The sequence below is a fragment of the Synechococcus sp. H55.7 genome (assembly GCF_047462395.1).
Lineage (GTDB): Bacteria > Cyanobacteriota > Cyanobacteriia > Thermostichales > Thermostichaceae > Thermostichus.
The window spans coordinates 160,504-185,851 of sequence record NZ_JANSJD010000002.1 but is presented as its reverse complement, the minus strand read 5'-3'; the positions used below and the strand labels follow the sequence as shown (position 1 = coordinate 185,851).

24 protein-coding genes and 1 pseudogene are annotated in these 25,348 nt (G+C 59.8%); 11 read left to right on the top strand and 14 right to left on the bottom strand.

Going from position 1 to position 25,348, the window contains the following annotated elements; all coding sequences use genetic code 11:
* Positions 1-103 precede the first annotated feature (103 nt).
* The gene (cysK, locus tag NW851_RS01765) at positions 104-1,120 is read right to left on the bottom strand and encodes a cysteine synthase A (RefSeq protein ID WP_414335559.1); all 1,017 of its coding nucleotides are present in this window, start codon (positions 1,118-1,120) and stop codon (positions 104-106) included.
* Positions 1,121-1,340: 220 nt separating this feature from the next.
* Between cysK and dxs the strand changes: the two genes are divergently transcribed.
* Complete coding sequence (gene dxs / locus NW851_RS01760; RefSeq protein ID WP_414335552.1) at positions 1,341-3,296, top strand: 1-deoxy-D-xylulose-5-phosphate synthase; 1,956 nt, start codon at positions 1,341-1,343, stop codon at positions 3,294-3,296.
* 2 nt (positions 3,297-3,298) lie between these two features.
* Here dxs and NW851_RS01755 read toward each other — a convergent pair whose 3' ends face one another.
* From NW851_RS01755 to fbp, 3 genes are all read right to left on the bottom strand, one after another.
* Positions 3,299-4,213 carry a tetratricopeptide repeat protein gene (locus NW851_RS01755; protein ID WP_414336762.1) on the bottom strand — a complete coding sequence of 305 codons (915 nt, stop codon included), beginning with the start codon at positions 4,211-4,213 and terminating at the stop codon, positions 3,299-3,301.
* 234 nt (positions 4,214-4,447) lie between these two features.
* On the bottom strand, positions 4,448-5,998 hold the full coding sequence (gene zwf / locus NW851_RS01750; RefSeq protein WP_414336761.1) for a glucose-6-phosphate dehydrogenase: 1,551 nt from the start codon (positions 5,996-5,998) through the stop codon (positions 4,448-4,450).
* A gap of 50 nt (positions 5,999-6,048) precedes the next feature.
* Positions 6,049-7,032, bottom strand: coding sequence for a class 1 fructose-bisphosphatase (gene fbp, locus NW851_RS01745; RefSeq protein ID WP_414335561.1), 984 nt, complete (start codon positions 7,030-7,032; stop codon positions 6,049-6,051).
* A 346-nt stretch (positions 7,033-7,378) separates the two neighbouring features.
* Between fbp and ilvD the strand changes: the two genes are divergently transcribed.
* Positions 7,379-9,061, top strand: a complete 1,683-nt coding sequence (ilvD, locus tag NW851_RS01740; RefSeq protein WP_414336760.1) for a dihydroxy-acid dehydratase — start codon at positions 7,379-7,381, stop codon at positions 9,059-9,061.
* A gap of 75 nt (positions 9,062-9,136) precedes the next feature.
* Here the strand turns inward: ilvD and NW851_RS01735 are convergent, their stop codons facing one another.
* From NW851_RS01735 to NW851_RS01715, 5 genes and pseudogenes are all read right to left on the bottom strand, one after another.
* Entirely contained in the window at positions 9,137-9,376 is a 240-nt protein-coding gene (locus NW851_RS01735; RefSeq protein WP_414336759.1) for a hypothetical protein, read from the bottom strand.
* Between the two features lie 67 nt (positions 9,377-9,443).
* Positions 9,444-9,641, bottom strand: a pseudogene (locus tag NW851_RS01730) (RNA-guided endonuclease TnpB family protein); the annotation flags it as partial.
* A gap of 312 nt (positions 9,642-9,953) precedes the next feature.
* Complete coding sequence (locus NW851_RS01725; protein ID WP_414336757.1) at positions 9,954-11,138, bottom strand: LL-diaminopimelate aminotransferase; 1,185 nt, start codon at positions 11,136-11,138, stop codon at positions 9,954-9,956.
* Between the two features lie 48 nt (positions 11,139-11,186).
* A complete protein-coding gene (locus NW851_RS01720) occupies positions 11,187-11,780 on the bottom strand; it encodes a TolB family protein (protein WP_414335032.1) in 594 nt (197 codons plus the stop codon).
* A gap of 46 nt (positions 11,781-11,826) precedes the next feature.
* The gene (locus NW851_RS01715) at positions 11,827-12,111 is read right to left on the bottom strand and encodes a DUF427 domain-containing protein (RefSeq protein ID WP_414335033.1); all 285 of its coding nucleotides are present in this window, start codon (positions 12,109-12,111) and stop codon (positions 11,827-11,829) included.
* A gap of 189 nt (positions 12,112-12,300) precedes the next feature.
* Here NW851_RS01715 and NW851_RS01710 point away from each other — a divergent pair, with 189 nt between their 5' ends.
* The 9 genes from NW851_RS01710 (at position 12,301) to NW851_RS01670 (ending at position 21,373) form a co-directional block, all read left to right on the top strand.
* The gene (locus NW851_RS01710) at positions 12,301-13,725 is read left to right on the top strand and encodes a DUF697 domain-containing protein (RefSeq protein WP_414336755.1); all 1,425 of its coding nucleotides are present in this window, start codon (positions 12,301-12,303) and stop codon (positions 13,723-13,725) included.
* Between the two features lie 45 nt (positions 13,726-13,770).
* On the top strand, positions 13,771-14,538 hold the full coding sequence (locus NW851_RS01705; protein WP_414335035.1) for a peptidase: 768 nt from the start codon (positions 13,771-13,773) through the stop codon (positions 14,536-14,538).
* A gap of 45 nt (positions 14,539-14,583) precedes the next feature.
* Entirely contained in the window at positions 14,584-15,570 is a 987-nt protein-coding gene (gene glyQ, locus NW851_RS01700) for a glycine--tRNA ligase subunit alpha (protein ID WP_414335036.1), read from the top strand.
* Positions 15,571-15,719: 149 nt separating this feature from the next.
* The gene (locus NW851_RS01695; RefSeq protein WP_414335037.1) at positions 15,720-16,244 is read left to right on the top strand and encodes an NYN domain-containing protein; all 525 of its coding nucleotides are present in this window, start codon (positions 15,720-15,722) and stop codon (positions 16,242-16,244) included.
* 504 nt (positions 16,245-16,748) lie between these two features.
* On the top strand, positions 16,749-18,560 hold the full coding sequence (gene lepA, locus NW851_RS01690) for a translation elongation factor 4 (RefSeq protein WP_414336753.1): 1,812 nt from the start codon (positions 16,749-16,751) through the stop codon (positions 18,558-18,560).
* Positions 18,553-19,203 (top strand): bis(5'-nucleosyl)-tetraphosphatase (symmetrical) YqeK, encoded by a 651-nt coding sequence (gene yqeK / locus NW851_RS01685; protein ID WP_414335039.1) that lies wholly within the window; start codon positions 18,553-18,555, stop codon positions 19,201-19,203. Before lepA ends, yqeK begins: the two co-directional genes overlap by 8 nt.
* 12 nt (positions 19,204-19,215) lie before the next feature.
* A complete protein-coding gene (gene rsfS / locus NW851_RS01680) occupies positions 19,216-19,587 on the top strand; it encodes a ribosome silencing factor (protein ID WP_414335040.1) in 372 nt (123 codons plus the stop codon).
* Between the two features lie 502 nt (positions 19,588-20,089).
* Positions 20,090-20,413 (top strand): hypothetical protein, encoded by a 324-nt coding sequence (locus NW851_RS01675; protein WP_414335041.1) that lies wholly within the window; start codon positions 20,090-20,092, stop codon positions 20,411-20,413.
* Positions 20,414-20,461: 48 nt separating this feature from the next.
* The gene (locus NW851_RS01670) at positions 20,462-21,373 is read left to right on the top strand and encodes a histone deacetylase (RefSeq protein WP_414336750.1); all 912 of its coding nucleotides are present in this window, start codon (positions 20,462-20,464) and stop codon (positions 21,371-21,373) included.
* Here NW851_RS01670 and NW851_RS01665 read toward each other — a convergent pair.
* The 5 genes from NW851_RS01665 to remA all read right to left on the bottom strand — a co-directional run bounded on the left by NW851_RS01665 (position 21,370) and on the right by remA (position 25,335).
* Positions 21,370-22,521 (bottom strand): NAD-dependent epimerase/dehydratase family protein, encoded by a 1,152-nt coding sequence (locus tag NW851_RS01665; RefSeq protein WP_414335043.1) that lies wholly within the window; start codon positions 22,519-22,521, stop codon positions 21,370-21,372. The genes NW851_RS01670 and NW851_RS01665 overlap by 4 nt on opposite strands.
* Positions 22,522-22,621: 100 nt before the next feature.
* Positions 22,622-23,560, bottom strand: coding sequence for a spermidine synthase (locus NW851_RS01660; protein ID WP_414336748.1), 939 nt, complete (start codon positions 23,558-23,560; stop codon positions 22,622-22,624).
* Between the two features lie 122 nt (positions 23,561-23,682).
* Positions 23,683-24,141, bottom strand: a complete 459-nt coding sequence (speD, locus tag NW851_RS01655) for an adenosylmethionine decarboxylase (protein WP_414336746.1) — start codon at positions 24,139-24,141, stop codon at positions 23,683-23,685.
* 193 nt (positions 24,142-24,334) lie between these two features.
* A complete protein-coding gene (gene gmk / locus NW851_RS01650; protein ID WP_414335046.1) occupies positions 24,335-24,982 on the bottom strand; it encodes a guanylate kinase in 648 nt (215 codons plus the stop codon).
* Between the two features lie 83 nt (positions 24,983-25,065).
* Positions 25,066-25,335 (bottom strand): extracellular matrix/biofilm regulator RemA, encoded by a 270-nt coding sequence (remA, locus tag NW851_RS01645; protein WP_414335047.1) that lies wholly within the window; start codon positions 25,333-25,335, stop codon positions 25,066-25,068.
* Between the last annotated feature and the right edge of the window lie 13 nt (positions 25,336-25,348).

Here is a 25,348-nt window from a genome sequence, read left to right as displayed (position 1 = left end):
ACCTGCAGGTCATCGGTAGCGTCCAAAACCACCCAGCCTTGCCCCACCGTCCGTTTCCACAACTCAAAGTGCAAGTGCGGCCCCGTCGCCCCCACGTAGCCGATTACTGGAGCTTTTGGCCTGGGTTGGATGGTCCAAGACTGCTGGGATCCCCGACCGGCCCGCCCGCGCGGTCAGAATCCCGCTCTAGGTCGCGGAAGAGGGGCGTGCTCAAGTAGCGCTCGCCAAAACTGGGCTGGATCATCACAATTAGCTTGCCGGCGTTTTCCGGTCGCCGCCCCACCTGGATGGCTCCCGCCAAGGCAGCTCCGGTGGAAATGCCGGAGAGGATCCCCTCTTCCCTGGCCAGGCGGCGGCTGTAGATCATGCTTTCCTCATCTTCCACTGCAATTACCTCATCCAGCAGGTCGCGCCGCAGCACATCGGGCACAAATCCTGCTCCGATCCCTTCAATGCGGTGAAAGCCAGGCCGCCCGCCGCTGAGGACAGCACTGGCCTTGGGCTCAACGGCCACCAGTCGAATGGCCGGTTTTTTCCCCTTCAGAAACTCGCCCGCCCCCGTGATGGTGCCGCCGGTGCCTACCCCTGCCACCAGGATATCCACCTGGCCATCGGTATCCTCCCAAATTTCCGGGCCGGTGGTTTGGTTATGAATCTGGGGGTTGGCGGGATTGGCGAATTGGCCCAGCATGTAAGCGTTGGGGGTGCGGCGCACGATCTCTTCGGCCTTCCAGATGGCCTCCCCCATGCCGCCGGCGCTGCTGGCCAAATGCACCTCTGCCCCGTAGGCTTTCAACAGCAGTCGCCGCTCCAGGCTCATGCTCTCAGGCATAACGATGATCAGCCGGTAACCCTTGGCAGCAGCAGCCATGGCCAGGCCAATGCCGGTATTGCCAGAGGTGGGCTCCACCAAGATGGTCTTGCCGGGGGTGATCAAGCCAGCTCGTTCGGCAGCCTCGATCATGCTCACGGCGATGCGATCTTTCACCGAGGCGGCAGGGTTAAAACTCTCCAATTTCACTACAATCTCAGCCAGACACCCTTCGGATTGAGGGATCCGATTCAGCCGCACCAGGGGGGTACGACCGATGAGCTGGGTGATGTTGGCGGCGATTTTCATGGCTAACAAAAAGAGAGAAACCAATTGCGAATAGGCCTTCAGTCCAAAGCAGCCGAGGGCCTTGTGCGATGCTAACCCTTGCATGAGCTCCTTGGTGCTCCCTCTCAGGATCTCACTGCCCTTGGCCCAGGGGATCCCGGCGTTTTCCAAAGTGGGATGGCAACAAAACCCGCCCAGAAAATGATCTAGAGTGAGATCACACCGGAAGGACGAGTCCCCTATGCACCTGAGTGACATCACTCATCCCAACCAGCTTCGAGCCCTGAACCTCAGCCAGTTGCGCAGCCTAGCCCGCCAGATTCGCGAAAAGCACTTGCAAACGGCTGCCAACTCCCCAGTCGGCTGTCACCTGGGGCCGGGGCTGGGAGTGGTGGAGCTGACCTTGGCCCTTTACAAAACCCTGGACCTGGATCGCGACAAGGTGATTTGGGATGTGGGCCACCAAGCCTATGCCCACAAAATGCTCACCGGCAGGTATCACAACTTTCACACGCTGCGCCAGAAAGGGGGGATTTCCGGCTACCTGAAGCGCAGCGAGAGCCGCTTCGACCACTTCGGGGCCGGCCACGCCTCCACCAGCATCTCGGCGGCCTTGGGCATGGCCATCGCTCGGGATCGGCGGGGGGACAACTTCAAGGTGGTGGCCATCATTGGGGATGGTGCTCTGACTGGGGGCATGGCCTATGAGGCGATCAACCACGCCGGGCACCTGCCCAAGACCAACCTGATGGTGATCCTCAACGACAACGGCATGTCGATTTCTCCCAACGTGGGGGCGATCCCTCGCTATTTAAACCGCCTGCGCCTCAGCCCACCGGTGCAGTTTTTGGCCGACAGCCTAGAGGAGCAACTGAAAAATCTGCCCCTGCTGGGATCCAGCCTCAGCCCGGAAATCGACCGCCTCAAGGAGACGGTGAAGCTGGTTACTGCCGTGCAAAACAACAAGGCGGGCATCATCTTTGAGGAGCTGGGCTTTACCTACGTGGGGCCGGTGGACGGGCACAACTTGGCAGAATTGTTGGATGCCTTTGAGTTGGCCCACGGCATCTCTGGGCCGGTGCTGGTGCATGTGGCCACAGTCAAGGGCAAGGGCTACCCGCCAGCGGAAGCGGAGCAGGTGGGGTATCACGCCCAATCCCGCTTTGACCTGGCCACCGGCAAGCCCTACCCACCCAGCAAGCCCAAGCCCCCCAGCTACAGCAAGGTCTTTGGCCACGCCCTTTGCAAGCTGGCGGAGCGGGATCCTCGCATTATCGGCATTACGGCGGCCATGGACACTGGCACCGGCCTAGACAAACTCAAGGAAAAGCTGCCGGATCAGTTTATAGATGTGGGGATCGCCGAGCAGCACGCCGTCACGTTGGCTGCCGGCATGGCCTGCGAGGGGATGCGCCCGGTGGTGGCCATTTACTCCACCTTCCTGCAGCGGGCCTACGACCAGATCATCCACGATGTCTGCATCCAAAAGTTGCCGGTCTTTTTCTGCTTGGATCGAGCGGGGGTAGTGGGAGCTGACGGCCCAACCCACCAGGGCATGTACGACATTGCCTATCTGCGCTGCATCCCCGAAATGGTGCTGATGGCCCCCAAAGACGAAGCGGAGCTGCAGCGCATGGTGGTGACCGGGATCCAGTACACCCAAGGCCCCATTGCCATGCGCTACCCGCGTGGCTCCGGCGTGGGGGTGCCCCTGGCAGAGGAAGGGTGGGAGCCCATTCCTATCGGCAAAGCCGAGGTGCTGCGCAGCGGCGGCGAGGTGCTAATCCTGGCCTATGGGTCGATGGTGCATCCCAGTTTGCAGGCGGCGGAGATTTTGAAGGAACACGGCATTGCCACCACTGTGGTCAACGCCCGCTTCGCCAAGCCTCTGGACACCGAGCTGATCCTGCCCCTGGCCCAACAGAGCCGCCTGGTGGTGACAGTAGAAGAGGGCTGCCTCATGGGCGGGTTTGGCTCGGCAGTGGGGGAAGCCCTTCTGGATGCCGATATCCGGGTGCCTTTGTTGCGCCTGGGGGTGCCGGATGTGTGGGTGGAACATGCCACTCCTGAGGAGTCCTTGGCGGATCTGGGCTTGAACAGCGTCGGCATTGCCGAGCGGATCCGGGCCAAGGTTGAGAGGCTGCAGGAACGGATGGGCGCGGGATCCCCGGCCCAAGCTGCCTTGGGCGGCCCCTGAGCCTACTCTTCTGAGAGCCCCATCTGCCGGTTGAACTGCTCGACGGCAGCTTGCTGCAGAGCCTCGGCAACGGGGCGGCTGCGCAGGAGAACTTGCACATCCCGCAGCAGCTTCTCCCGCCACAGGTTCTCCCGCAGCACTTCTAGCCGGGCATAGCTGGGATCCAGGCGCATGGCCTTTGCCCCCAGCTCCTCGGCTCGTCCGGTTTCTCCCCGAATGTAGAGAGCGGTCGCCAAGGCCAAGTAGGGCTCTGCCACAGAGTCGTTCATCTCTATCGTGCGTTCCCAGCGCTCGATAGCAGCGTCGAGATCTCCCTGCTCGTAGTCCACCAAGCCGATGTTGTTCATGGCCGGCCAATAGGCGGGATCCAACTCCAGGGTCTTCTCATATTCCCGCCGGGCGGGATCCCACTGATCCAGCATTAGATAAGCATTGCCCAGTTGGAAGCGGGCGTTGGGGTTATCCGGTTGCAGGGCCACAGCCCGTTCCAAAGCCTCGGCAGCGGCAAAGTAGCTGCCCTGCCGCAAGTAAGCCGCTCCCAGCGAGTAGAGAATATCGGCGTCGTCGGTAGCCAGGGCGCGGGCCTTCTGCAGCGCTTGCACCGCCTGGGCGTAGTCTCCCCGCTCCAGGTGGACGTTGCCCAAAACATAGAGCAGCTCGGAGGAGTTGGGCACCATGGCCACCGCCAGTTGCAAGCGGCGCAGCGCCTCTTCTGTCTGGCCAAACTGGGCCAGCCGCAGCGAGTCAGTGGCCAGTTGCAGGGCCTGGGCCCGCATCAACTCCCCACTGGGCAGGGGAAGGTGCAGCAATACTTGGGCTCGAGCGGGATCCCATCTCCCTACCCCCAACACCATGGCAAGGCCCAGCGGCAAGGTTAGCAAAAACCGGACAGGTAGCCGGAATACCAGTGGCGGCATGACACCCACGCAAAAACAGGTCATGCCCATGTTAGCTGCAGCAACCGGGGATCCTTCCTGCCAGGGCTGGTTCCAACCAGATGCATGTTTGCGCCGGCGGCGCGGAGCACCATCTCTAACTCCCCTCTCCCTTTGGGAGAGGGGCCGGGGGTGAGGGCCTCAGGGAGAGGGGCCGGGGGTGAGGGCCGTCCCTTTGGGAGAGGGGCCGGGGGTGAGGGCAGCGATTCAAACAAACTAGAGACGTCGCCACCGCCGCCCCGACTGGGCCAGCAAGTCTTCGGCGGCCTTCGGCCCCCAGGTGCCGGCCTCGTAGGTGAGCAGGGGCGGTGCGGCACTGCCGCCATTGCCTTCGGGCTGGGCTTCCCAGGCCGATAACACCGGCGTCACCACCCGCCAGGCGGCTTCCACCTCGTCGGCGCGGGTAAATAGGGTGGGATCCCCCAGCAGGCAGTCCAACAGCAGGCGCTCGTAGGCATCCGGGGTGCTCGACCCAAAGGCAGTTCCATAGCGAAAATCCATTTCCACCGAGCGGGTGCGGATCTCCGGCCCCGGCATCTTGGCCTCAAAGCGCAGGGAGATGCCCTCGTTGGGCTGGATGCGCAGCACCAGGATGTTGGGGCTCACCTCCCGGGCTGCCGAAGGAAAAAGAGAGAGCGGCACCTGCTTAAAGTAAATGGCCACCTCGGAGACCTTCTTGGCCAAGCGTTTGCCGGTGCGCAGGTAAAAGGGTACTCCCTGCCACCGCCAAGTGTCGCATTCCAATTTCAGGGCCACGTAAGTGGGGGTTTGCGAGTTGGGGTTGACATTGGGCTCTTGGCGATAGCCTGGCACCGGCTTGCCGGCGATCCAGCCAGGGCCGTACTGGGCTCGCACTGCTGCCGTGGTCACATTGCGCAGATCCGCCAGGCGGGTAGCCTGCAACACCTTGGTCTTTTCGTTGCGTACCCCGTCGCTGCGCAAGGAGACGGGCGGCTCCATAGCGGTGAGGCAATAGATCTGCATCAGGTGGTTCTGCACCATGTCCCGCAGAGCGCCGGCAGCATCGTAGTAGCCAGCCCGATCCTCCACCCCCACCGTTTCCGCTACAGTAATCTGCACATGGTCGATGTAGTTGCGGTTCCAGAGGGGCTCAAAGATGGTGTTGGCAAAGCGGAAGACCAGCAGGTTTTGCACCGTCTCCTTGCCCAGGTAGTGGTCGATGCGGTAGACCTGCTCTTCCTGGCAAATCCGCTGCACGATGCGGTTCAGCTCCTGGGCCGAGGTGAGGTCGTGGCCAAAGGGCTTTTCAATCACCACCCGCGTTTTGGCCGGGTCAGCCAACATCCCGGCTGCCCCCAACTGTTGGATGGCCTGGGCGTAGAAGTCCGGCGCCACTGCCAGATAAAACACCCGGTTGCCGCGGGTGCCCCGCTCCTCATCCAGTTGGCCGAGGAATTGCTTGAGACGCAGGTAGCCCTCGGCATCGCCAAGATCAAGGCGACAGTAGAACAGGCGGCGGGCAAAGTCTTGCCAGAGGGCTTCTGGCCCCAGATCTTGGGGGGCAAATTCTTCCAGGGCCGCCCGCATCTTGTCCCGATAGATCTCGTGGCTCCAGTCGCGCCGGGCCACTCCCACCAAGGTAAACTCCGGCGGCAGCCGTCGCTGCACGAATAGCCGGTAGTAGGCCGGGATCAGCTTGCGGGCCGCCAGATCCCCGGAAGCGCCAAACTGTACCAGGATACAGGGATCCGGAACGCGCTCTTGGTTGAGGCCAACGCGCAGGGGGTTTTCAGCCAGGGTCACCATAGAGTCGGCTCGGCTTGCGTGGGCGGGGTCAGGGAAGAGGGGCTAGGAGGTCAGCGAAGGCAGCGCAACACTTCTTCCACATTCTCGCGGCTGCCGATAATCAAAGGCACCCGTTGGTGCAGGGATTGGGGCACGATGTCCAGGATAGCCTCGCTGCCGGTGGTGGCTACGCCCCCCGCCTGCTCAACTAAAAACGCCAGCGGGTTGGCCTCGTACATCAGCCGCAGCTTGCCCTCTGGTTTTTTCTGGGTGCCCGGATAGAGGTACACCCCGCCCTGGAGAAGGATGCGGTGAAAATCCGCCACCAGAGCGCCGCTGTAGCGGGAGGTGTAGCCATCGTGGCGGTGGACGTAGCGGACATAGTTCTGGATCCCTTCGCTCCACTGGCAGAAGTAGCCCTCGTTAAGGCTGTAGACGGAGCCGCGTTCGGGAATGCGAATATCGCTCTTGGAGAGGATGAACTCGCCCAAGCTGGGATCCAGGGTAAAACTGTGTACCCCCTTGCCGACGGAATAGACCAGTTGGGTGCTGGGGCCGTAGAGGATGTAGCCGGCAGCCAGTTGGCGGCGGCCCGGCTGCAGGAGATCTTGGTTGTCTGCTTCCGGACGATCCTCAAGGGGGTGCAGAACGGAGAAGATAGAGCCGACGCTGAGGTTGGCGTCAATGTTGGAAGATCCATCCAAGGGATCGATCACCAGGGCCAAGCGGCTGAGGGAGCAGTTTTCCGGCAGGCGGGCCGGCGTTTTCATCTCTTCCGACACCAGCCGACACACCAGGCCCGTCTGCTCCAAGGCGCGGATGAAGGCCCGGTTGGCATAGTCGTCCATCTGTTGCTGTTCTTCCCCTTGGACATTGACGCTGCCGGTCACCCCCAGCGTCCCCTCGATCAGCCCTGCCTGGCTGAGGCGGCGGGCGATCATCTTGCCGGCCAGGGCGATGCGGTTCATCAGGGCGCTGAAGTCCTGGGCCTCGGCAGTAAAGCTGCCAAACTGCTGCAAGACATGGCGGGAGAGGGTGAGCACATCCCGCGCCATCTCCCGTTCGGCGCTGCTGGGCACGGCGGCTGGGGAGGGAGGAGAGCTGAGAATCATATGCGGCTTCACTGACACCTAAGAGGAAACGCCGGAACAAGAGATCCCTAGCTTCTGTATCTCGAACCGGCGGGCAAGGACTGCGTCCCACTGACGCGATTGGAATTTGGGATCCCCTTTACTAGGTAGGCTGGCCGATTCTCGGCGCAGGTGCCGAGAACTTACAGAGTTGCTTCAGATTCGGTCGGATCCCTCTTGCCAGGAGGGTTACAGTGGCCCCTGGGAAAAGCGGTAGGATGAGTTCTACCCATTCTTTTCCCGGCTCACTTTTCTCGGTTTCTTCTTGCCAATGATGATGCGCAGCCAAGTGGTCACCCAGGGGGTGCAGCGCTCCCCCAACCGCGCCATGCTTAGAGCAGTGGGCTTTCGCGATGAGGACTTCGGCAAGCCCATCGTCGGCATCGCCAACGCCCACAGCACCATTACCCCCTGCAACATCGGCATCCAAGCCCTGGCCGAGCGAGCCGAAGCCGCCCTGCGGGAGGCCGGCTGCATGCCTCAGATCTTCGGCACCATTACCATCAGCGACGGCATTTCCATGGGCACCGAGGGCATGAAGTACTCCCTCGTGTCGCGGGAGGTGATTGCCGATTCCATCGAGACGGTGGTCAACGGCCAGAGTATGGATGGTCTCTTGGCCATCGGTGGCTGCGACAAAAACATGCCGGGGGCGATGATTGCCATGGCCCGCCTCAACGTGCCTTCCATCTTTGTCTATGGTGGCACCATCAAGCCGGGGCATTACAATGGCCGTGACCTCACCATTGTCAGCGCCTTTGAAGCGGTAGGGGAGTACAGCGCCGGTCGCATCTCTGAGGAAGAGCTGCTGGCGGTGGAGCGCCACGCCTGCCCCGGTGCCGGATCCTGTGGCGGCATGTACACCGCCAACACCATGTCCAGCGCCTTTGAGGCCATGGGCATGAGCCTGCCCTATTCCTCTACCATGGCGGCAGAGGACGAAGAAAAAGCCGAAAGCGCTGCCCAATCGGCCAAGGTCTTGGCCGAGGCCATCAAGGCCAACATTCGGCCCCGTGACATCATCACTCGCCAGAGCATTGAGAACGCCATCTCCGTCATCATGGCCGTAGGGGGATCCACCAACGCCGTGCTCCACTTTCTGGCCATTGCCCACGCCGCGGAGGTGCCCCTGACGCTGGATGACTTTGAGACCATCCGCGCCCGCGTGCCTGTTCTCTGTGACCTCAAGCCTTCGGGCCGCTTTGTTGCCACCGATCTGCACCGGGCCGGCGGGATCCCGCAAGTAATGAAGATCCTGCTCAACCACGGCTTGCTGCACGGGGACTGCCTCACCATCTCCGGCCAGACAATTGCCGAAGTCCTGCGGGACGTGCCAGACGAGCCCAGCGCTGACCAAGAGGTGATTCGCCCCTGGCACAGCCCCCTTTACCCCCAAGGGCACCTGGCCATTCTCAAAGGCAACCTGGCCACAGAAGGGTCGGTGGCCAAGATCAGCGGCGTCAAGACTCCCAAGATCACGGGGCCGGCACGGGTCTTTGACTCCGAAGAGTCTTGTTTGCAGGCCATCCTCTCCGGCCAGATTCGGGCGGGAGACGTGGTGGTGATCCGCTACGAGGGCCCCAAGGGTGGCCCCGGCATGCGGGAGATGCTCTCGCCCACGTCTGCCATCATCGGCGCTGGCTTGGGAGATAGCGTGGGCCTGATCACCGATGGCCGCTTCTCCGGCGGCACCTACGGCATGGTGGTGGGCCATGTGGCTCCCGAAGCCTATGTGGGGGGCACGATTGCCCTGGTGGAAGAAGGAGATCTGATCACCATCGATGCGCCGGCTCGCCTGTTGCACCTGCATGTCAGCGAAGAGGAGCTGGCCCGCCGCCGCGCCCGCTGGTCTCCGCCTGAGCCCCGCTACAAACGGGGCACCCTGGCCAAGTACGCCAAGCTGGTCTCCAGCAGCAGCCTGGGGGCGGTGACCGATTTGAACTTGTGGGATTAGATCCCTCACCCCCAACCCCTCTCCCAGTGGGAGCCAGCCCTCACCCCCAACCCCTCTCCCAGTGGGAGAGGGGAGTTAGAGAACGTCTCGTATCTCGACCGGGTGACGTGCCACCTTCCACCGCCAGCGACCGAACGCGCCATGGGCATTGACGGCTTGCGTCCACTCGTCCAGATAGCGCTGCTTCACCGGTTCTAGTTCGGTGTTCTCCTGCCGCACCGCCTCGCAGACATGTTGCACAACTCGTAACATGCTGAGGGTGATGATCAGGCGGCAGCGCAGTTCATCCCGATAAAAAAGAGGTGGGGAGATCAAGATGTGGTCAGAGCGAATAAACTACCCCACCGCATAGGCGGGTGGGGTTTTAGCGCTACGCGCCGCTGATGCGAGTGGAGATGCAGTGGTTTACCCAAACTTGAAAGCGTCTCTCCCTGCCAGACAGCCGTTGCAACAGCTCCCGGCATCGACGCCGAGAACTGCGTGTGCCCTGACTGGCCTTGCGTTGCAGAACCGCTCTCAAGCGGGAGTAGTGGTCTCTTACCTGGTTCAACTGCTGTCCATTCCAGTTGTCCCCCTCTGTTCGCGCCAGCGGGCCGTAGGCCCTGGTCGCATTCAACTTTGTGGCTTGCGACGCAGATACCTTGAGCTTGCAAGAGATAGTCAGAACTTGGGTCATACTAAGTATATTGGGCGCTATCCTTTCCCACCCGAGTGGGGTATCCCGCGCATTCAGATGAAACTCGAAAAAGCTGCGGCTGTTATTTTACGGTCATTTCAAATAGCAATGAGACGGTTCGTCACATTGTTGTTGCTACGTAACGCTGTTGCGAACGCGCTGCTCTAACTTCCCTCTCCCAGAGGGAGAGGGGTTAGGGGTGAGGGCATTTCAAGCTTAAGACATGCACTGGGACAAAAACTCCCCAATCCGACCTATTGCTTCCTCCAGCCGGGATCCCTCCGCCACCAGGGCAAAGCGGACATAGCCTTCGCCACTGGGGCCAAAGCCAGAGCCCGGCGACAGGGCAACGCCGGTAGCCCTCACCAAGTCCAGACAAAACTGGGCTGAGGAACCACGGTAGGACTCCGGCAAAGGCGCCCACAGGTACATGGTGGCCTCCGGCAGGGGCACGGGCCAGCCGATGCGGTGCAAGGCTGCCACCGCGATATCCCGCCGCTGGCGGTACACCTGCCGCCAGTGATCCAAGAAGCTATCGGGAGCCGCCAAGGCCGCCGCTGCCCCCCGCAGAATGCCCTGGTAGGGGTGGAAGTCGATGGTGGACTTCACCAGGCGCAAAGCTCGGATCAGCTCGCGGCTGCCGATGGCATAGGCCACCCGGAACCCCCCCATGTGATAGGACTTAGAGAGGGAAAAGAACTCGATGGTGCGGGTCTTGTCTGGATCCGCCAGCAGCGCCGAGGGAGCCACCTGGCCGTCGAAACGCCAGTCCACATAGGGAAAGTCATGGGCCAGGAAGATATCGTGCTGCCGACAAAATTGCAGCGCTTCCTGCCAAAACTCTGGGGTGACGGTGGCGGTGGTGGGGTTGTGGGGATAGCTCAGCACCAACAGCCGCGCCCGACGACAGACCTCCACCGGGATCTCGTCCCACTGGGGCAGGAAGCGGTTTTTCGCCCGCAGGGGCAAATAGTAAGGGATCCCTCCCGCCAGATGGATCCCGCCCACGTGGGAGGGGTAGCCGGGGTCGGTGACCAAAGCAATATCCCCGGGATTGAGCAAGGCCAGCGGTAGAAGGGCCGTTCCCTGCTGGGATCCGATCAGCGGCAGCACCTCGGTTTCTGGGTCGATCCCCAGGCCGAACTTCCTCAGGTACCACTTGGCGCAGGCGGCGCGGAAATCGGCGGTGTCGTGAAACAGAGTGTAGCCGTAGGTGGCGGGATCCGCCAAAGCGGATTGAATGGCTGCCAGCGCTTCCGGAGGCGGGGGCAGATCTGAGGAGCCCAAAGAAAGGTCGATGACATCCAAGCCCGACCGGCGCGCCTCCCACTTGGCCTGGTCTAGCTGGTCGAAGACATTAGAGTGCAGCAGCTCCAGTCGTTGGGCAAAGGCAGTGGGCATGGGGCAGATCCAGGGTGGCTAGGGCGTCATCCAAACAGCGGGATCTCTTTAGGGATTGTTGGGATTGTTGCCGGCAGTGGAGGAGCTGGGGGCAGAGGGCCGTGTGGCCGCCGCCGGGCCGCGGTCAAAGATCTCGATGTGCCACTGGCCGCGACCGTTGCTTTCAAAGGCGATAAAGCGGCCATCGCCGCTGATGGTGGGGTTGCGCACATCCCCCGGCACCCGGCTGCTGATGTTTTCGACGCGGCGGGTTTGCCGGTCGTAGAGAAAGATCTCCGACTTGCCCAGCGCATTGGACATATAGACGATGTAGCGACCGTCGGCGCTGATGTCGGGCGAGGTGGCGGCCACATCGCTGGAATTGAGGCCAGGCAAGTCCACCAGCCGCTGTTCCACCGTGTCGTAGAGAAAAATATCCTGGCTGCCGCTGCGGGCAGAGGAAAACACCAGGTAGCGACCATCGCCACTGAAAGCAGGCTCCCCATCGGGGAAGATACTGTTGAGGCCGCTGCCGGCCAGGGTGGGGCGCGGCGTGCGCAAGCCTGCCGGGCTGCAGCCCAACAGCACCAGGCTCAATCCGGCCCAACACAATTTTTTTGCCCAGCAGGTCAGCCTGAACGGGATCCGGCCCTTGGTCAGCATTGCCTTGCCTCTCCGATTCTTTCCATCATACCCAGCCGGCAAACGGCTAGGGTTCTACCTTGACGCCCTTCCAGAAGGCCACGTAGCCGCGGATGTTGGCTGCAGCCGGCTTGGGATCGGGGTAGTACCAGGCGGCGTCTTTGTTCTCCTGGCCGTTGACCACGAGGGTGTAGTAGCTGGCTTGCCCCTTCCAAGGGCAGGTGGTGTGGGTGGGGCTGGGCTGAAAGTATTCCCGCCGCAAAGATTCCGGCGGAAAATAGATGTTGCCTTCCACGGTTTCGTAGCGGTCGGTCTCCGCCACCACCACCCCGTTCCAGATGGCCCTGGGCATGAAAAACCTCCTGTCGCGAACTCTCGGTTCTCAACGTTAGTTTTAACGTTATTTTTGAAGTTGCAGATCTCGGCAAGGCCAACTGCCTTTCTTTGAGATTAGCTTTTCTGCCTGTCGTTGATCGTTGTCGTTGAGGGTTGACACCCGCCCCTGCTGGGCTATTCTCCACTGCTATTGAGCGCTACGGCCATGGCTCGCCGCAACACCCTAGAAGATGACCTCAACTACCAGCAAGCCAAGCGCAGCCTGCGCCAGTGGGTGGCCCAACTGGATCTGCACCCCCAAGAGATCGCGGGCCTAGAAGGGGAGTTAGAGGATCTGCAAACGCTGCTGGACAAGCTGGAGACTGAGGTGATCCACATCGCCGCCTTTGGCCTGGTGGGGCGGGGCAAGTCCTCCCTGCTCAATGCCCTGTTGGGCGAGCCGGTGTTCGAGACGGGGCCAACCCACGGCGTCACCCGTACCCATCGAGCTGCCGTTTGGAACATCAGTTGGGAAACCCGCCCCAAGGCCCCAGCCGCCCCGGCCCGGGGATCCCAACTTCCCCCGCCAGCCATTCAATCGGTACAGGTTACCCACTGGCAGGGATCCCGTCTGGAGCTGATCGACACCCCTGGCCTCGATGAGGTGGACGGCGAGGAGCGGGCGCGGCTGGCCCAAGAGGTGGCGCAGCGGTCGGATCTGATCCTGTTTGTCGTCTGTGGGGATCTGACACGGGTGGAGTTTGAGGCCCTGGCGGCCCTGCGGGAGGCGGGCAAGCCCATGCTGCTGGTCTTCAACAAGATCGACCAGTACCCAGAGGTGGATCGCCAGGCCATTTACGACAAGATCCGCAACGAACGGGTACGGCAGCTCCTTTCCCCCAACGAAATTGTCATGGTGGCGGCCTCCCCGCGCGTGCCTCGCCTAGTGCAAAGGCCGGACGGGAGCTTCGGCGCCCAACTGGAAGTGGGATCCCCGCAGGTGGACGAGCTGCGCCTGAAAATCCTGGAAGTCCTGCATCGGGAGGGGCGCTCACTGCTGGCCTTGAATGCCCTCCTGTTTGCCGATCGCGTCAACCAACAGGTGATCGAGCGCAAGCTGCAAAGCCGCGCCCAGCAGGCCCAAGATCTCATCGCCGCCGCTGCCCGCACCAAAGCGCTGGCGGTTGCCCTCAACCCCATTACCCTGCTGGATACTCTGGGAGGGCTGGCTCTGGATGTCACCCTGATCCTGCGCCTGTCCCGCCTGTATGGCTGGCCCATGAGCAGCGCGGGAGCCGCCCAACTGCTGCAGAAGATCGTCCTCAGCATGCTCAGCCTGGGGGCAGGAGAATGGGTGGCGCTGTTGGGCCTGGGATCCCTGAAAACCTTGCTGGGGGGATCCCTGCCCTTTGCTGGGGGACTCTCTCTGGGGGCCTACGGTTCGGTGGCCCTGACCCAGGCGGTGTTGGCCGGGTTTTCCTGCTACGCCATCGGGGAGGCGGCCCGTCGCTACCTGGCCCAGGGAGCCAGTTGGGGGCCGGAGGGGCCCAAAGCCGCCATAGCCCAGATTTTGGCCGATTTGGACGAAGCCTCGATCACCGCCCGCCTGCGGGAGGAAATCCGCCACAAAATTGGATTCGCTCTCTCCTGACCCTCTACAACCCTCTACAATCAGAAGGCCGAGCCAATCGTTCCCATGACCTACTGCCTTGGCATCCTCACCCGTTTTGGCTTGGTGATGGCAGCAGATTCCCGCACCAACGCCGGGGTGGACTATGTCTCCACCTATCAGAAGCTGTTCGATTTTTCCTTGCCCGAAGAACGGGTAATCTTAATTTGCACCTCTGGCAACCTGTCTATTACCCAGAGCGTTTTAACGGAAGTGCAGCGGGATCTGCGACAGCAGGAAAGTGCGAATCTTCACACGTTTCCCCATCTCTACGACGTGGCCCGCTACCTGGGATCCAAAATTCGTTACATCCAAGAGCAAGACCGACCCTGGTTGGAAAAAGACGGCATCGACGCCCAGTGCAGCCTGTTGCTGGGAGGACAAATCCGCGGCGAGGAGCCGGCCCTTTTTTTGATCTACAGCCAGGGCAATTGCATTCAAGCCACCCCAGAAACGCCTTTTTTGCAAGTGGGGGAAACCAAATACGGCAAGCCCATCCTGGATCGCACCCTCTCCTACGAAACCTCGCTGCAGGATGCGGCCAAATGCGCTCTCCTCTCCATCGACTCCACCATGAAGTCCAACATCTCCGTCGGCCCCCCCATCGACCTGGTGATGGTGCCGGCCAATCAGTTCAAAGTTACCCACCGCCTGCGCCTGCGCACCGGGGATCCCTACCTGGCCAAGATGCGCAAGCTCTGGGAGAGCGCCCTCAAACAAGCCTTCGACCAAATGCCCCCCATCGAGTGGGACTACTCAGATTCAGCCGATCGAGAAGAAGAGCTGATCGACTGAGCGGGGGAGATTGGTAGGATAGGGTAGCTTTGCCCAGCCCTTGTCATGTCAGCCCACACCTTTCAGGACTTGATCTTTCGCCTGCAGCAGTTTTGGGGGGAACAAGGCTGCCTCATCCTGCAACCCTACGACCTGGAAAAAGGCGCCGGCACCATGAGCCCCCACACGTTTTTGCGCGCCCTGGGGCCAGATCCCTGGCGGGTGGCCTATGTCGAACCTTGTCGCCGCCCCACCGATGGGCGCTACGGCCAAAACCCCAACCGCCTGCAGCATTATTTTCAATACCAAGTGCTGATCAAACCCTCCCCCGACAACATCCAAGACGTGTACCTAGATAGCCTACAAGCTCTGGGCATCAACCCGGCAGAGCACGACATTCGCTTTGTGGAAGATGATTGGGAATCTCCCACCTTGGGGGCTTGGGGTGTGGGCTGGGAAGTGTGGCTGGACGGCATGGAAGTTACCCAGTTCACCTACTTTCAACAGGTGGGCGGGCAGGATTGTCGCCCGGTTTCTGTAGAAATTACCTATGGGCTAGAGCGCCTGGCCATGTACCTGCAGGGGGTAGATTCGGTTTTCGATCTCTGCTGGAATGAGCACCCTTCCCTGGGCCGGATTACCTATGGACAAATCTATTTCCAAAACGAGGTGGAGCAGTCCTACTACAACTTCGAGTATTCCGACCCTGAAATGCTGCTGGAATTGTTCCGCCTCTACGAAGCCGAGGCTAAGCGCTTGATCGAAACCACACACCAGAAGCTGCAGAAACAACTGTTGCCGGATCGGTTGGCTGTGTCTCTGCTCCTGCCCGCCTACGACTATGTGCTCAAGTGCTCCCACACCTTTAACCTGCTCGATGCCCGCGGCGTCATTGCCGTAGCCGAGCGCACCCTCTACATTGGGCGCATCCGCAACCTGGCCCGACAATTGGCGGAGCTATATGTCAGCCAAGCGGATCGACCCGGCTCCAGCTATGCCCTAGGGCAGACGGAACCCACCCTGATCTCCAAAGGCGCCTGGGCTAATAGCTAGGGAAAAAGATCCCTGTTTTCGCTATGATGAGAGATTGGTATCAGCAGGCGCTGGCCTGCCATAGCCACCCCTTACCTTAGGATAATCGACACTCTCGTTTTCACCCTCTTTTCCTGACCAGTCCACCCTATATTCCCGGAAAAATCTTTATGTTTCGCCATCCCGTCACGCGGGTTTCCATCTTTATCGATGGGAACAATATGTTTTATGCCCAACAAAAAAATGGCTGGTTTTTCGACCCGCGCCGAGTCTTGGATTATTTTGTTAGGTCACAGCCCAATGTCGAGCTAGTCAACGCATTTTGGTACACCGGCATCAAGGATCCCAACGATCAAAGGGCTTTTCGAGATGCTCTGATCAGCTTGGGCTTCACCGTACGCACCAAGATCCTCAAAGAATATCGAGACGAAGACTCCGGCCGCTACTCCCAGAAGGCCAACCTGGATATCGAGATCGTTATCGATATGTTCAACACCGTTGGGCAATACGACAGGATCGTTTTGTTTAGCGGCGATGGCGATTTTGAGCGGGCCGTCGAGCTGTTGCGCTCCAAAAACACTCTGATTACGGTCGTCTCCACCGAAGGGATGATCGCTCGCGAGCTGCGCAACGCCACCGACCGCTACATCGACCTCAACGACATTCGCCCCTACATCGAGAAGCTAGACAAGTAAGGCCGAGATTTTGGGCCGATCCCTCTGCTGTTGAGCCGGCCCCACAGCTCCCTGGCGGAGTTGCCACAACTCATCTGAGTTCCTTCTGGTTTCTCCGCCTTGAGGGGAAGTCTGCTGAGTAAGATTGCTGCCACGCGAGCGACCCATCCGTTACGCCGACCATAGTCGGCGTTGCCGGGAAAAGCTGTCCCAGCCACTTTAAGTTGCTCTGGCAACCGTCAGAAGGGTTGTTATAGTCATTATCAAATAGCAATGAAACACTTCTCCACCTCGTTATTACTACGCAATGCTGTCGCTCTAACTCCCCTCTCCCTCTGGGAGAGGGGCCGCGGGTGAGGGCCGGGAGAGGGGCCGGGGGTGAGGGCGGGTCGGCGGCAAAGTGTCTTCGTCTTGTTTGAAACGACTCTATCTTCCTCCTTGCCGGTTAACTTCTGGACAACCTTGGCCTGGGCAGAGGGCCAAAGAGGCTAGCATTGTAAAAAATCTTTGCCCTGACAGGTTCTTATGACCGACGTTCCCGTCTCCCGCATTCGCAACTTTTCCATCATCGCCCACATCGACCACGGCAAATCCACCCTGGCCGACCGGCTCTTGCAAGAAACCGGCACCGTTTCAGCTCGCGAGATGAAGCCGCAACTGTTGGACAACATGGAACTGGAGCGGGAACGGGGCATCACCATCAAGCTGCAGGCGGCCCGCATGAACTACCGCGCCCAAGACGGCCAGAACTATGTGCTCAACCTCATCGACACGCCGGGGCATGTGGACTTTACCTACGAAGTCTCCCGCTCCCTGGCAGCCTGCGAAGGGGCGCTGCTGGTGGTGGATGCCTCTCAAGGTGTGGAAGCGCAGACCCTGGCCAACGTCTATCTGGCCCTAGAGAACAACCTAGAGATCATCCCGGTGATCAACAAAATTGACCTGCCGGGGGCGGAGCCGGAGCGGGTGATCGCTGAGATCGAGCAGGTAATCGGCCTCGATTGCAGCGGAGCGATCTTGGCTTCTGCCAAAATGGGCATCGGCATCCAAGAGATCCTAGAGGCTATTGTGCAGCGGGTGCCCCCGCCACGGGATACGGTGGCGGATCCCTTGCGGGCTTTGATTTTCGATAGCTACTACGACTCCTACCGCGGTGTGATCGTCTATGTGCGCATCATGGATGGGGAGGTGAAGACGGGAGACAAGATTTGCTTCATGGCCTCTGGCCGAGAATACGAGATTACCGAGCTGGGGGTGATGCGCCCCCATCAAGAGCCGGTCGAGGCCCTGCATGCGGGCGAGGTGGGCTACGTGGCCGCTGCCATCAAGAGCGTGGAACACGCCCGTGTTGGGGATACCATTACGCTTGTCCATCGCAAGGCCTCTGAACCTCTGCCCGGCTACAAAGAAGCCAAGCCGATGGTGTTTTGTGGCCTCTTCCCCAGCAGCTCCGATCAATACGCCGAACTCAAAGAAGCTCTGGAAAAACTCAAGCTCAACGATGCTGCTCTCTACTTTGAGCCGGAAGTTTCCCCTGCCATGGGCTTTGGCTTCCGCTGTGGTTTTCTGGGCCTGCTGCACATGGAGGTGGTTCAGGAGCGCCTAGAACGGGAGTACAACCTCGATTTGGTGATTACAGCTCCGACGGTGGTGTACCAAGTTACCCTCAACAACGGCTCTGTGATTCGGGTAGACAATCCCAGCAAGCTGCCTTCCCCCAACGAGCGCACCAGCATTGAGGAGCCGATTGTGAGGGTAGAGGTGATTCTTCCTGAGGAATTTGTCGGTACCGTGATGGAGCTGTGCGAGACCAAACGCGGCACCTTTAAGGACATGAAATATCTGGCGCAGGGTCGAGCTACGCTTGTATATGAGCTACCGCTGGCAGAAGTGGTCACCGACTTTTTCGATCAATTGAAATCGCGCACCCGTGGCTACGCCAGCATGGACTACCAAATGGTGGGTTATCGTGCGGATGATCTGGTGCGCTTGGACATTTTGATTAACGGCGAGGTGGTGGATTCTTTATCCACTATTGTGCATCGGGACAAAGCTTTTTATGTAGGCCGTTCCCTGGTTGCCAAGTTGCGGGAGCTGATCCCCCGCCATCAATTTGAAGTGCCCATTCAGGCGGCGATCGGCTCCAAAGTGATTGCTCGTGAAACCATACCGGCCCTGCGCAAAAATGTCTTGGCCAAGTGCTACGGAGGAGATGTGACCCGCAAACGCAAGCTTTTGGAAAAGCAAAAAGAGGGGAAAAAACGCATGAAGGCAGTGGGAACGGTGGATGTGCCCCAAGAAGCATTTATGGCGGTGCTGAAGTTGCAAAATGACTAGGGTGAGCGGCGCTCAACTGCAGCGGGAGGAGGTGTTGGCCTGGCTACAGCGTCAGGTGCCGCCCCCTCGCCTTCGCCATATCTTGGGGGTAGAGGCAATGGCCCGGCAACTGGCGGCCCACTATGGGCTGGATGAGCAAAAAGCTGCTTGGGCAGGGTTGATGCACGACCTGGCCAAGTCCTTCCCGCCGGAGCAACTGTTGCAAAGGGTGGCTCAGGAACGGGAGCTGGACGAGATCGAGCGGGCCGAACCCCACATTCTCCACGCCGAGGTGGGATCCCTGCTGGCACGGGAGCAGTTTCAGGTACAGGATGCAGAGATTTTGGCGGCCATTGCCAACCACACCCTGGGGCGGCCCGGCATGGATCCGCTGAGTTGTGTGGTTTTTGTAGCCGATGCTCTGGAGCCGAATCGGGGCAGCAGCCCAGAATTGGAGCGGTTGCGGCAGATGGCTTTTGTAGATTTGTCTAAAACCGTGGTGGGAGTCTGTGACTTGAGCCTAAAATTTTTGCTAGATCGGAATCAGGTGATTCATCCGCGCACCCTCATGACTCGGAATCATTTTCTGTTGCATCCTTTAGATAGAAAGGATTTAGAGAAGGTTATGTTCCAAGGCAACTCAGTCGTTTCGGGAGGGTTTTAGTTGCTACAGCTTATGCCTGCCCCTGCCGGGGATCCCATCTATCGCATGGCGTTGAGCGCAGCTCGCGCGGCGGAAGAAAAAAAAGGTGGCGACATTGTTCTGCTGGATGTGTCCCAGATTTCCACACTGGCAGACTACTTCCTTTTGATCAGCGGCTATTCGCTTACACAGGTTCGCGCCATTGCCCGGGCAATTGAGGAAAATCTTTGGGAGAAGTGGCAACAAGCTCCGCGCCGCATCGAAGGCCAAGACTCAGGCTCCTGGATTCTGATCGACTATGCGGATCTCATCGTCCATGTGCTCTTGCAAGAGGAAAGAAACTACTATGACCTAGAATCTTTCTGGATCCAGGCCCAGCGAGTTGATTTACCATTGGCGGGCTAGCCTCATTGTTTCTGAGTTCAGATCCCTAAGCTGCAACGGCTTTGCGGAGCCCGTAGCTGGGGCCAGCAGTCACCTGTCTGGCGTCTCAGAACTTGTCTCAGCAGTATTCCAAGCCGGCTTTGGCGCGCTAAGTTAGCCAATTGTCAAAAAATATGTAAGTTCCTTGATATTCCCATAATTTTTCACATAGTCGTATGCTAGCGTGGTGGGCGAGGAGTGGTTGAGTGAGATCTTCTTTCTCACTGCGGCTAAGCTTCTATAGTCTTTGTTAAATACTGTACCCTGCTCTCCTCGGAAGCTCGATAATTTTTCGTTGGTGCCGGATGCCAGCGAAGCGATCTTCACGGTTTCTGATGGTTCCTGTTGGCTGCTTTTAGCGGCAAGTGGGAAGACAAACGAGGTAAATAGAGATGGAAAGGCTTAGCCGCAGAAGAGATCTTACACACGCTTTGTTTAATACCTGTTTTAAGAGTGACAGGGATTTTTAGGAGGGACGTTGATCATGATGGAAAAGATGTTGGTTAATATCGTTGAGTATCTGGCCCTAGGAGAGCTGGAAAATTACCTCTGTACCGAGCATCCCCATCAGCAGGTGTTTCATGACGCCAAGGAGCGGGAAGCGATGATGCAGCAGATCCTAAACCGCGTTCCTGCTGTCTACATGTGGCTGGCTCCCGATGAGTGTCCCAGCCACGATCAGCTCAACCCCTCTGAGCTGGAATTGCTCCGCTCAGTGGTGCGGGATGTGGTCAAGCAGAAGCTGCAACAAGCTTCTTTTGGCGTTGACCCCTATGCGGGATCCATGTCGGAAGCTTTTTACGGGTAGAGGAGCACGGGCTTAGGCTAGACTGCGAGAACATTGCCTCGCCCTGGTATGTTGCCCGTCTACTATTCAGAGACCTTTCTTCGCCACGATACCGGCCCCTTTCATCCCGAGCGCCCAGCTCGCCTGCAGGCCATTGTCAAGGCGCTGCGCAGCGCTTCTTTTGCCGACTGCCTGGAGTGGCGGGATCCCCCCTTGGCCGATCTGGCCGAGTTGGAGCGGGTTCACCCGCGCTGGCACATTCAACGGGTGGCCGAGTTGGCCGCGAGGGGCGGGGGACGCATCGACGCAGATACTTCCGTTTCCGCAGCAAGCTTCGAGGCGGCGCGCTTGGCGGTGGGAGCCTGGCTTGCCGCTTCCGCTTCGGCTTTGGCCGCAGCTCAGCCGGCTTTGGTGCTGTGTCGCCCGCCGGGGCATCACGCGGAGCCAGAACGGGCGATGGGGTTTTGCCTCTTCAGCAACGCCGCCATTGCTGCCCTCTGGGCCCTGGAGCAGCCAGGGGTAAGGCGGGTGGCGATTTTCGATTGGGATGTCCATCACGGCAACGGCACGCAGGCAGTGGTGGAGCGCCACCCCCAACTGGCCTATGCCTCTATCCATCAGTTTCCCCTCTACCCCGGCACGGGCTTGGCCCAGGAAACCGGGATCCACGGCAACCTCTGCAATGTGCCTCTGCCTGCTGGGTCAGACTGGTCGGCCTATAAAAAGGCTCTCGATGAGAAGATTTTGCCCTTCTTGCGGGCCTTCCAGCCGGATTTGCTGCTGGTGAGCGCCGGCTTTGACTGTGCCAAAGGGGATCCCTTGGCCAGCATGCTGCTGGAGCCGGAAGATTTTGGCCGTATGGCCCGCCTTTGCCTGGAGGAGGTGACCTGCAAGACCGTCTTCGGCCTAGAAGGGGGCTATGACCTGGAGAATCTGGCCCGCGGCTGGCTGAGCCTGGCCCAAGCTTGCCTAGAGAGCTAGCCCTTCCACTTCACCTTGGGCAGGATCTGCCGCACATCCACGCGATCTTTGTACTTGAGGGCGAAGTTGAGCAGCGAATCCAAAAGTGAGTCAGACAGATAGTGAGGCTGCAGGCCCAGATCTAGGAGCTTGGTATTTTTGGCGTTGTAGTAGTGCTCCTCTAGCTCGACGCGGGGGTTCTCCAGGTAGTTGATCTCCACCTTCAGACCCAGGGTGGCCCCCGCCTTTTGCACCAACAGCGCCAGTTGCTCCACGCTAAATTGCTCCGTGAACTGGTTCATCACCCGGAACTGACCCGGCTCGGCGGGATGGGCGATGGCCAGCTCCACACAGCGCACCGTGTCGCGGATATCCAGGAAGCCACGGGTTTGGCCCCCCTTGCCGTACACCGTCAGTGGGTGCCCCACCGCCGCCTGAATGCAAAAGCGGTTTAGAGCCGTGCCGAACACGCCGTCGTAGTCGAGGCGGTTGATCAGCACTTCGTCCATGCCGGTTTCTTCTGTTAACACGCCGTACACCACTCCTTGATTGAGGTCGGTGGCCCGCAGGCCCCAGACGCGGCAGGCGAAGTGGATGTTGTGGCTGTCATGCACTTTGGAGAGGTGATACATGGATCCCGGCTGCTTGGGATAGGGCAGGGTATCCTTGCGGCCGTTGTGCTCGATGGTGATGTACCCCTCCTCGATGTCGATGTTGGGGGTGCCATACTCGCCCATGGTGCCCAACTTCACCAGGTGGCAATCGGGAAATTCCTCCTTGATGGCGTAGAGGATGTTCAGGGTGCCCACCACGTTGTTCACCTGGGTCATCACCGCATGTTCGCGGCTGATCATCGAGTAGGGGGCAGAGCGCTGCTCGCCAAAGTGGACGATGGCATCCGGCGGGAAGCGGCGCATGCAGGAGATCAAGGCTTCGTAGTTGGTGACGTCGCAAACGAAAATGGGAATATCTTTGCCGGTCAAGCCCTTCCAACGATCCACCCGCTGCTCGAGCTGGGCAATGGGCGTCAGGGTAGAAACCCCCAGTTGCAGATCCCAGAGGCGGCGGACATAAGAATCGAGAATGGCCACCTCATAGCCCCTGTTAGACAGGTGCAGGGCTGTCGCCCAGCCGCAGTATCCGTCACCACCAATAACCAGGACTTTCATCAGGGAAGCAAAATTCGGCTGCTCACGAATCTACCAAGTTATGGCATCGAAGACAAATACCCTGGGATCCCATTTTTAATCGCGGATTGGGGCCGACAGGTTACTCGACCTGAGGAGGGTTATCCAGGGTGTAAACCGTGGTCTCGGCGGCAATGGCGCGGCGCAGGTGAGCCGGGACTTGGTAAAGCCCCAGCAGGGTGATGCCATCGAGAAAGCGCAGCGTCCCTCGAGCGGGATCCAACTGCTGGCTCAGAATCTGGTCGATCTGTTCCGGCTCCGGCCTGGAAGAGATGGGATCCTGGGCTGCCAGGGCAAACCCCAGCGGCCCGCCGTAGGTGGGGGCGTAGATAGCGTAGGGCTGCACAGCAGCAAACACCGTTTTCAGGGTGTGAACGATGCGAGTGTGCTGCCACAACTCTACCGGCCCCGTCGGCCCAGCTTGGATGACAAAAGCCCCAGCGGGCTGCAACTTGGAGCGGATCTGGCGGAAAAACTCCTGGGTAAAGAGGCGGTAGGCAGGGCCAGCTTCAACAGGATCCGATAGGTCGGAGAGGATGACATCCCAAACCGGCTCTGTCCGGTGGAGAAAGTCGAAAGCATCGGCAATCACGACCTGCACACGCGGATCTTCAAAGGATCCCTGGTGCATTTCCGGCAGGTGCTCTCGACAGGCGGCCACTACCTCCCCATCGATGTCCACCATCACCACCTGCTCCACCGAGCGCCAACGCAGCACCTCCCGCAGCGTCGCCCCTTCGGCCCCTCCCAACACCAATACCCGCCGGGGGATCCCGCCTGCTTGGACGACCTGCACCAGGGCCGGGTGAACCAGAGCCTCGTGGTACAGAAACTCATCCACCGTGGTGGATTGCCAATGCCCATCCAGCATTAGACCCTTGCCGTAGGCCCCCGTCTCGGCGATGAGCATCTCCTGGAAAGGGGTTTTGCGGTAGGCCAGGATGCGCGTGACTGCACGGGCGGTGTAGTCCCAAGGGGTCAAGTACTCCTGAACCCAAAAGAAACTCCTCGGGCTGTCCATCGGCACACCTCGCCGTACCGTTGATAGGAACCGACCTCTGGGATACCCAGATCCCATGCCGGGATTTTCAGTGGTTGAATCTCGAGATCCCGTGAAGTCGGAAAAAGCTGCCACCGGCCATCTCAGCGCCTTCGTCCGGTCGCTTCGCAGGTAAGCACCTCAGCCGAGTCGGGGTCTTCTTCCAGGAGTGTCGGCTGCGTGGTACGGCGGGGCACCTTGCGCAGGGAATATCGCTGCGCTTGAAACACGTCGATCAAATATTCGCAGGCCGCTTCTGGCCGGGTGTGACGACCACAGGTGAATACATCCACCGCCGCGTAGCCCGCCTCGGGCCAGGTGTGAATGGAGATGTGGGACTCTCCCAGAAGAGCCAGGGCCGTAATCCCCTGCGGCTCAAATGGATGGCACAGTTGTCCCAAAAAGGTGGAGTTGGAACGTCTGGCTGCCTCCCGCAAAGCCTGTTGCACGAGAGAGGCATCATCCAGAAGATTGGCCGGGCAGTCGTAAAGCTCCAGGATACAGTGGATCCCGATCAGAGCTGGAGACCTATCCCCTAATTGGCCAGATAGTGTGTGCAGCATACTATCCCCTAATTGGCCAGATAGAACTGATTAGAACCAGAGGCTGCGCAAAAAGCACAGCTTTACTATCATCTCACAAGCAAAGCCAAATCACACCCCCCAGCGGCTTTTTTCTTAACCGCCAGTTAACTCTAGAGGCGGTTTCGAGGCGCTGCAACCCAGACACCGGCTTTTGAGGGAAGGGTTGGAGAAGCTAAGACTGCTGCTCTCTCGAAGGGGGGGCGGGAGGATAGAGCAGGGCTTCCAGCTCTTGCAGAGCTCGCTCCAGGTTGTCGTTGACAATCACGTAGTCAAATTCGTCTTGGGCATCCAATTCCTTGCGGGCCTGTTCTAGGCGCCGCTCGATGCTTGCCTCTGAGTCTTGTCCGCGCTCACGAATGCGACGTTCTAGCTCTTCCAGAGAAGGGGGACAGAGAAAGATGCGAATGGCGTCTGGATACTGCTGCCTCACCTGGCGGGCCCCGGCCAGCTCAATTTCCAGCAGCACATCCTGACCCTGTCTGAGTTTTTGGCAGACGATCTCGCGGGGAGTGCCGTAAAAGTTGCCGGCATACTGTGCCCATTCCAACAGCTCATTGGCTTCGATCAAACTGAGAAATTCCTCGCGACTGCGAAAGTAGTAGTTGACGCCTTCCTGTTCGCCGGGGCGGGGCGGGCGGGTGGTGACCGAGACCGAAAAATACAGTTCGGGGTGGCGCTGGCGCAATTGGCTGACCAGCGTACCTTTGCCTACCCCGCTGGGCCCTGTCAACACCAGCAGGCGACCGCAAGTGGCAGGAGGTGGAAGGGATCCCTGCGGCTGCGTACACTCAGAGGAAACTGGGGCAGGAGAGGCTGGCATAGGCAGAGAGCGACGAGCTGGTTTGGGTTTGTTTTAGAATATCTCACTCTTGGTTCTTGCAGATGGCTTGCGGCGATGGGCTTTCACTCGGTTTCCTCTGACAAACCGGGCTTGGCCGTTAGGAAGCGGTTGGCAACGGTTTCGGGCTGGATAGCAGAGAGAATCACGTGCCCGGAATCGGTGATGATGACAGCGCGGGTGCGGCGACCGTAGGTAGCATCCACCAACTGGCCCCGCTCGCGGGCATCACTGATGATGCGTTTGATGGGCGCTGACTCGGGACTCACAATGGCGATCACACGTCCGGCGGCGACGATGTTGCCAAAGCCAATGTTGATTAGGCGGGTATCCATAGGGTGATGAGCA

Bases quoted from the DNA above. Each gene is read 5' to 3' on its own strand.
- remA (WP_414335047.1), bottom strand. From the start codon at position 25,335: ATGGATACCCGCCTAATCAACATTGGCTTTGGCAACATCGTCGCCGCC.
- NW851_RS01715 (WP_414335033.1), bottom strand. From the start codon at position 12,111: ATGCCCAGGGCCATCTGGAACGGGGTGGTGGTGGCGGAGACCGACCGC.
- fbp (WP_414335561.1), bottom strand. From the start codon at position 7,032: ATGGCGCGGGATGTGCTCACCCTCTCCCGCCATGTCTTGCAGCAGTTT.
- ilvD (WP_414336760.1), top strand. From the start codon at position 7,379: ATGATGATGCGCAGCCAAGTGGTCACCCAGGGGGTGCAGCGCTCCCCC.
- gmk (WP_414335046.1), bottom strand. From the start codon at position 24,982: ATGCCAGCCTCTCCTGCCCCAGTTTCCTCTGAGTGTACGCAGCCGCAG.
- rsfS (WP_414335040.1), top strand. From the start codon at position 19,216: ATGCCTGCCCCTGCCGGGGATCCCATCTATCGCATGGCGTTGAGCGCA.
- NW851_RS01720 (WP_414335032.1), bottom strand. From the start codon at position 11,780: ATGCTGACCAAGGGCCGGATCCCGTTCAGGCTGACCTGCTGGGCAAAA.
- NW851_RS01710 (WP_414336755.1), top strand. From the start codon at position 12,301: ATGGCTCGCCGCAACACCCTAGAAGATGACCTCAACTACCAGCAAGCC.
- NW851_RS01725 (WP_414336757.1), bottom strand. From the start codon at position 11,138: ATGCCCACTGCCTTTGCCCAACGACTGGAGCTGCTGCACTCTAATGTC.
- speD (WP_414336746.1), bottom strand. From the start codon at position 24,141: ATGCTGCACACACTATCTGGCCAATTAGGGGATAGGTCTCCAGCTCTG.
- lepA (WP_414336753.1), top strand. From the start codon at position 16,749: ATGACCGACGTTCCCGTCTCCCGCATTCGCAACTTTTCCATCATCGCC.
- NW851_RS01675 (WP_414335041.1), top strand. From the start codon at position 20,090: ATGATGGAAAAGATGTTGGTTAATATCGTTGAGTATCTGGCCCTAGGA.
- yqeK (WP_414335039.1), top strand. From the start codon at position 18,553: ATGACTAGGGTGAGCGGCGCTCAACTGCAGCGGGAGGAGGTGTTGGCC.
- NW851_RS01670 (WP_414336750.1), top strand. From the start codon at position 20,462: ATGTTGCCCGTCTACTATTCAGAGACCTTTCTTCGCCACGATACCGGC.
- NW851_RS01705 (WP_414335035.1), top strand. From the start codon at position 13,771: ATGACCTACTGCCTTGGCATCCTCACCCGTTTTGGCTTGGTGATGGCA.
- zwf (WP_414336761.1), bottom strand. From the start codon at position 5,998: ATGGTGACCCTGGCTGAAAACCCCCTGCGCGTTGGCCTCAACCAAGAG.
- NW851_RS01660 (WP_414336748.1), bottom strand. From the start codon at position 23,560: ATGGACAGCCCGAGGAGTTTCTTTTGGGTTCAGGAGTACTTGACCCCT.
- NW851_RS01665 (WP_414335043.1), bottom strand. From the start codon at position 22,521: ATGAAAGTCCTGGTTATTGGTGGTGACGGATACTGCGGCTGGGCGACA.
- NW851_RS01695 (WP_414335037.1), top strand. From the start codon at position 15,720: ATGTTTCGCCATCCCGTCACGCGGGTTTCCATCTTTATCGATGGGAAC.
- cysK (WP_414335559.1), bottom strand. From the start codon at position 1,120: ATGAAAATCGCCGCCAACATCACCCAGCTCATCGGTCGTACCCCCCTG.
- glyQ (WP_414335036.1), top strand. From the start codon at position 14,584: ATGTCAGCCCACACCTTTCAGGACTTGATCTTTCGCCTGCAGCAGTTT.
- NW851_RS01755 (WP_414336762.1), bottom strand. From the start codon at position 4,213: ATGCCGCCACTGGTATTCCGGCTACCTGTCCGGTTTTTGCTAACCTTG.
- dxs (WP_414335552.1), top strand. From the start codon at position 1,341: ATGCACCTGAGTGACATCACTCATCCCAACCAGCTTCGAGCCCTGAAC.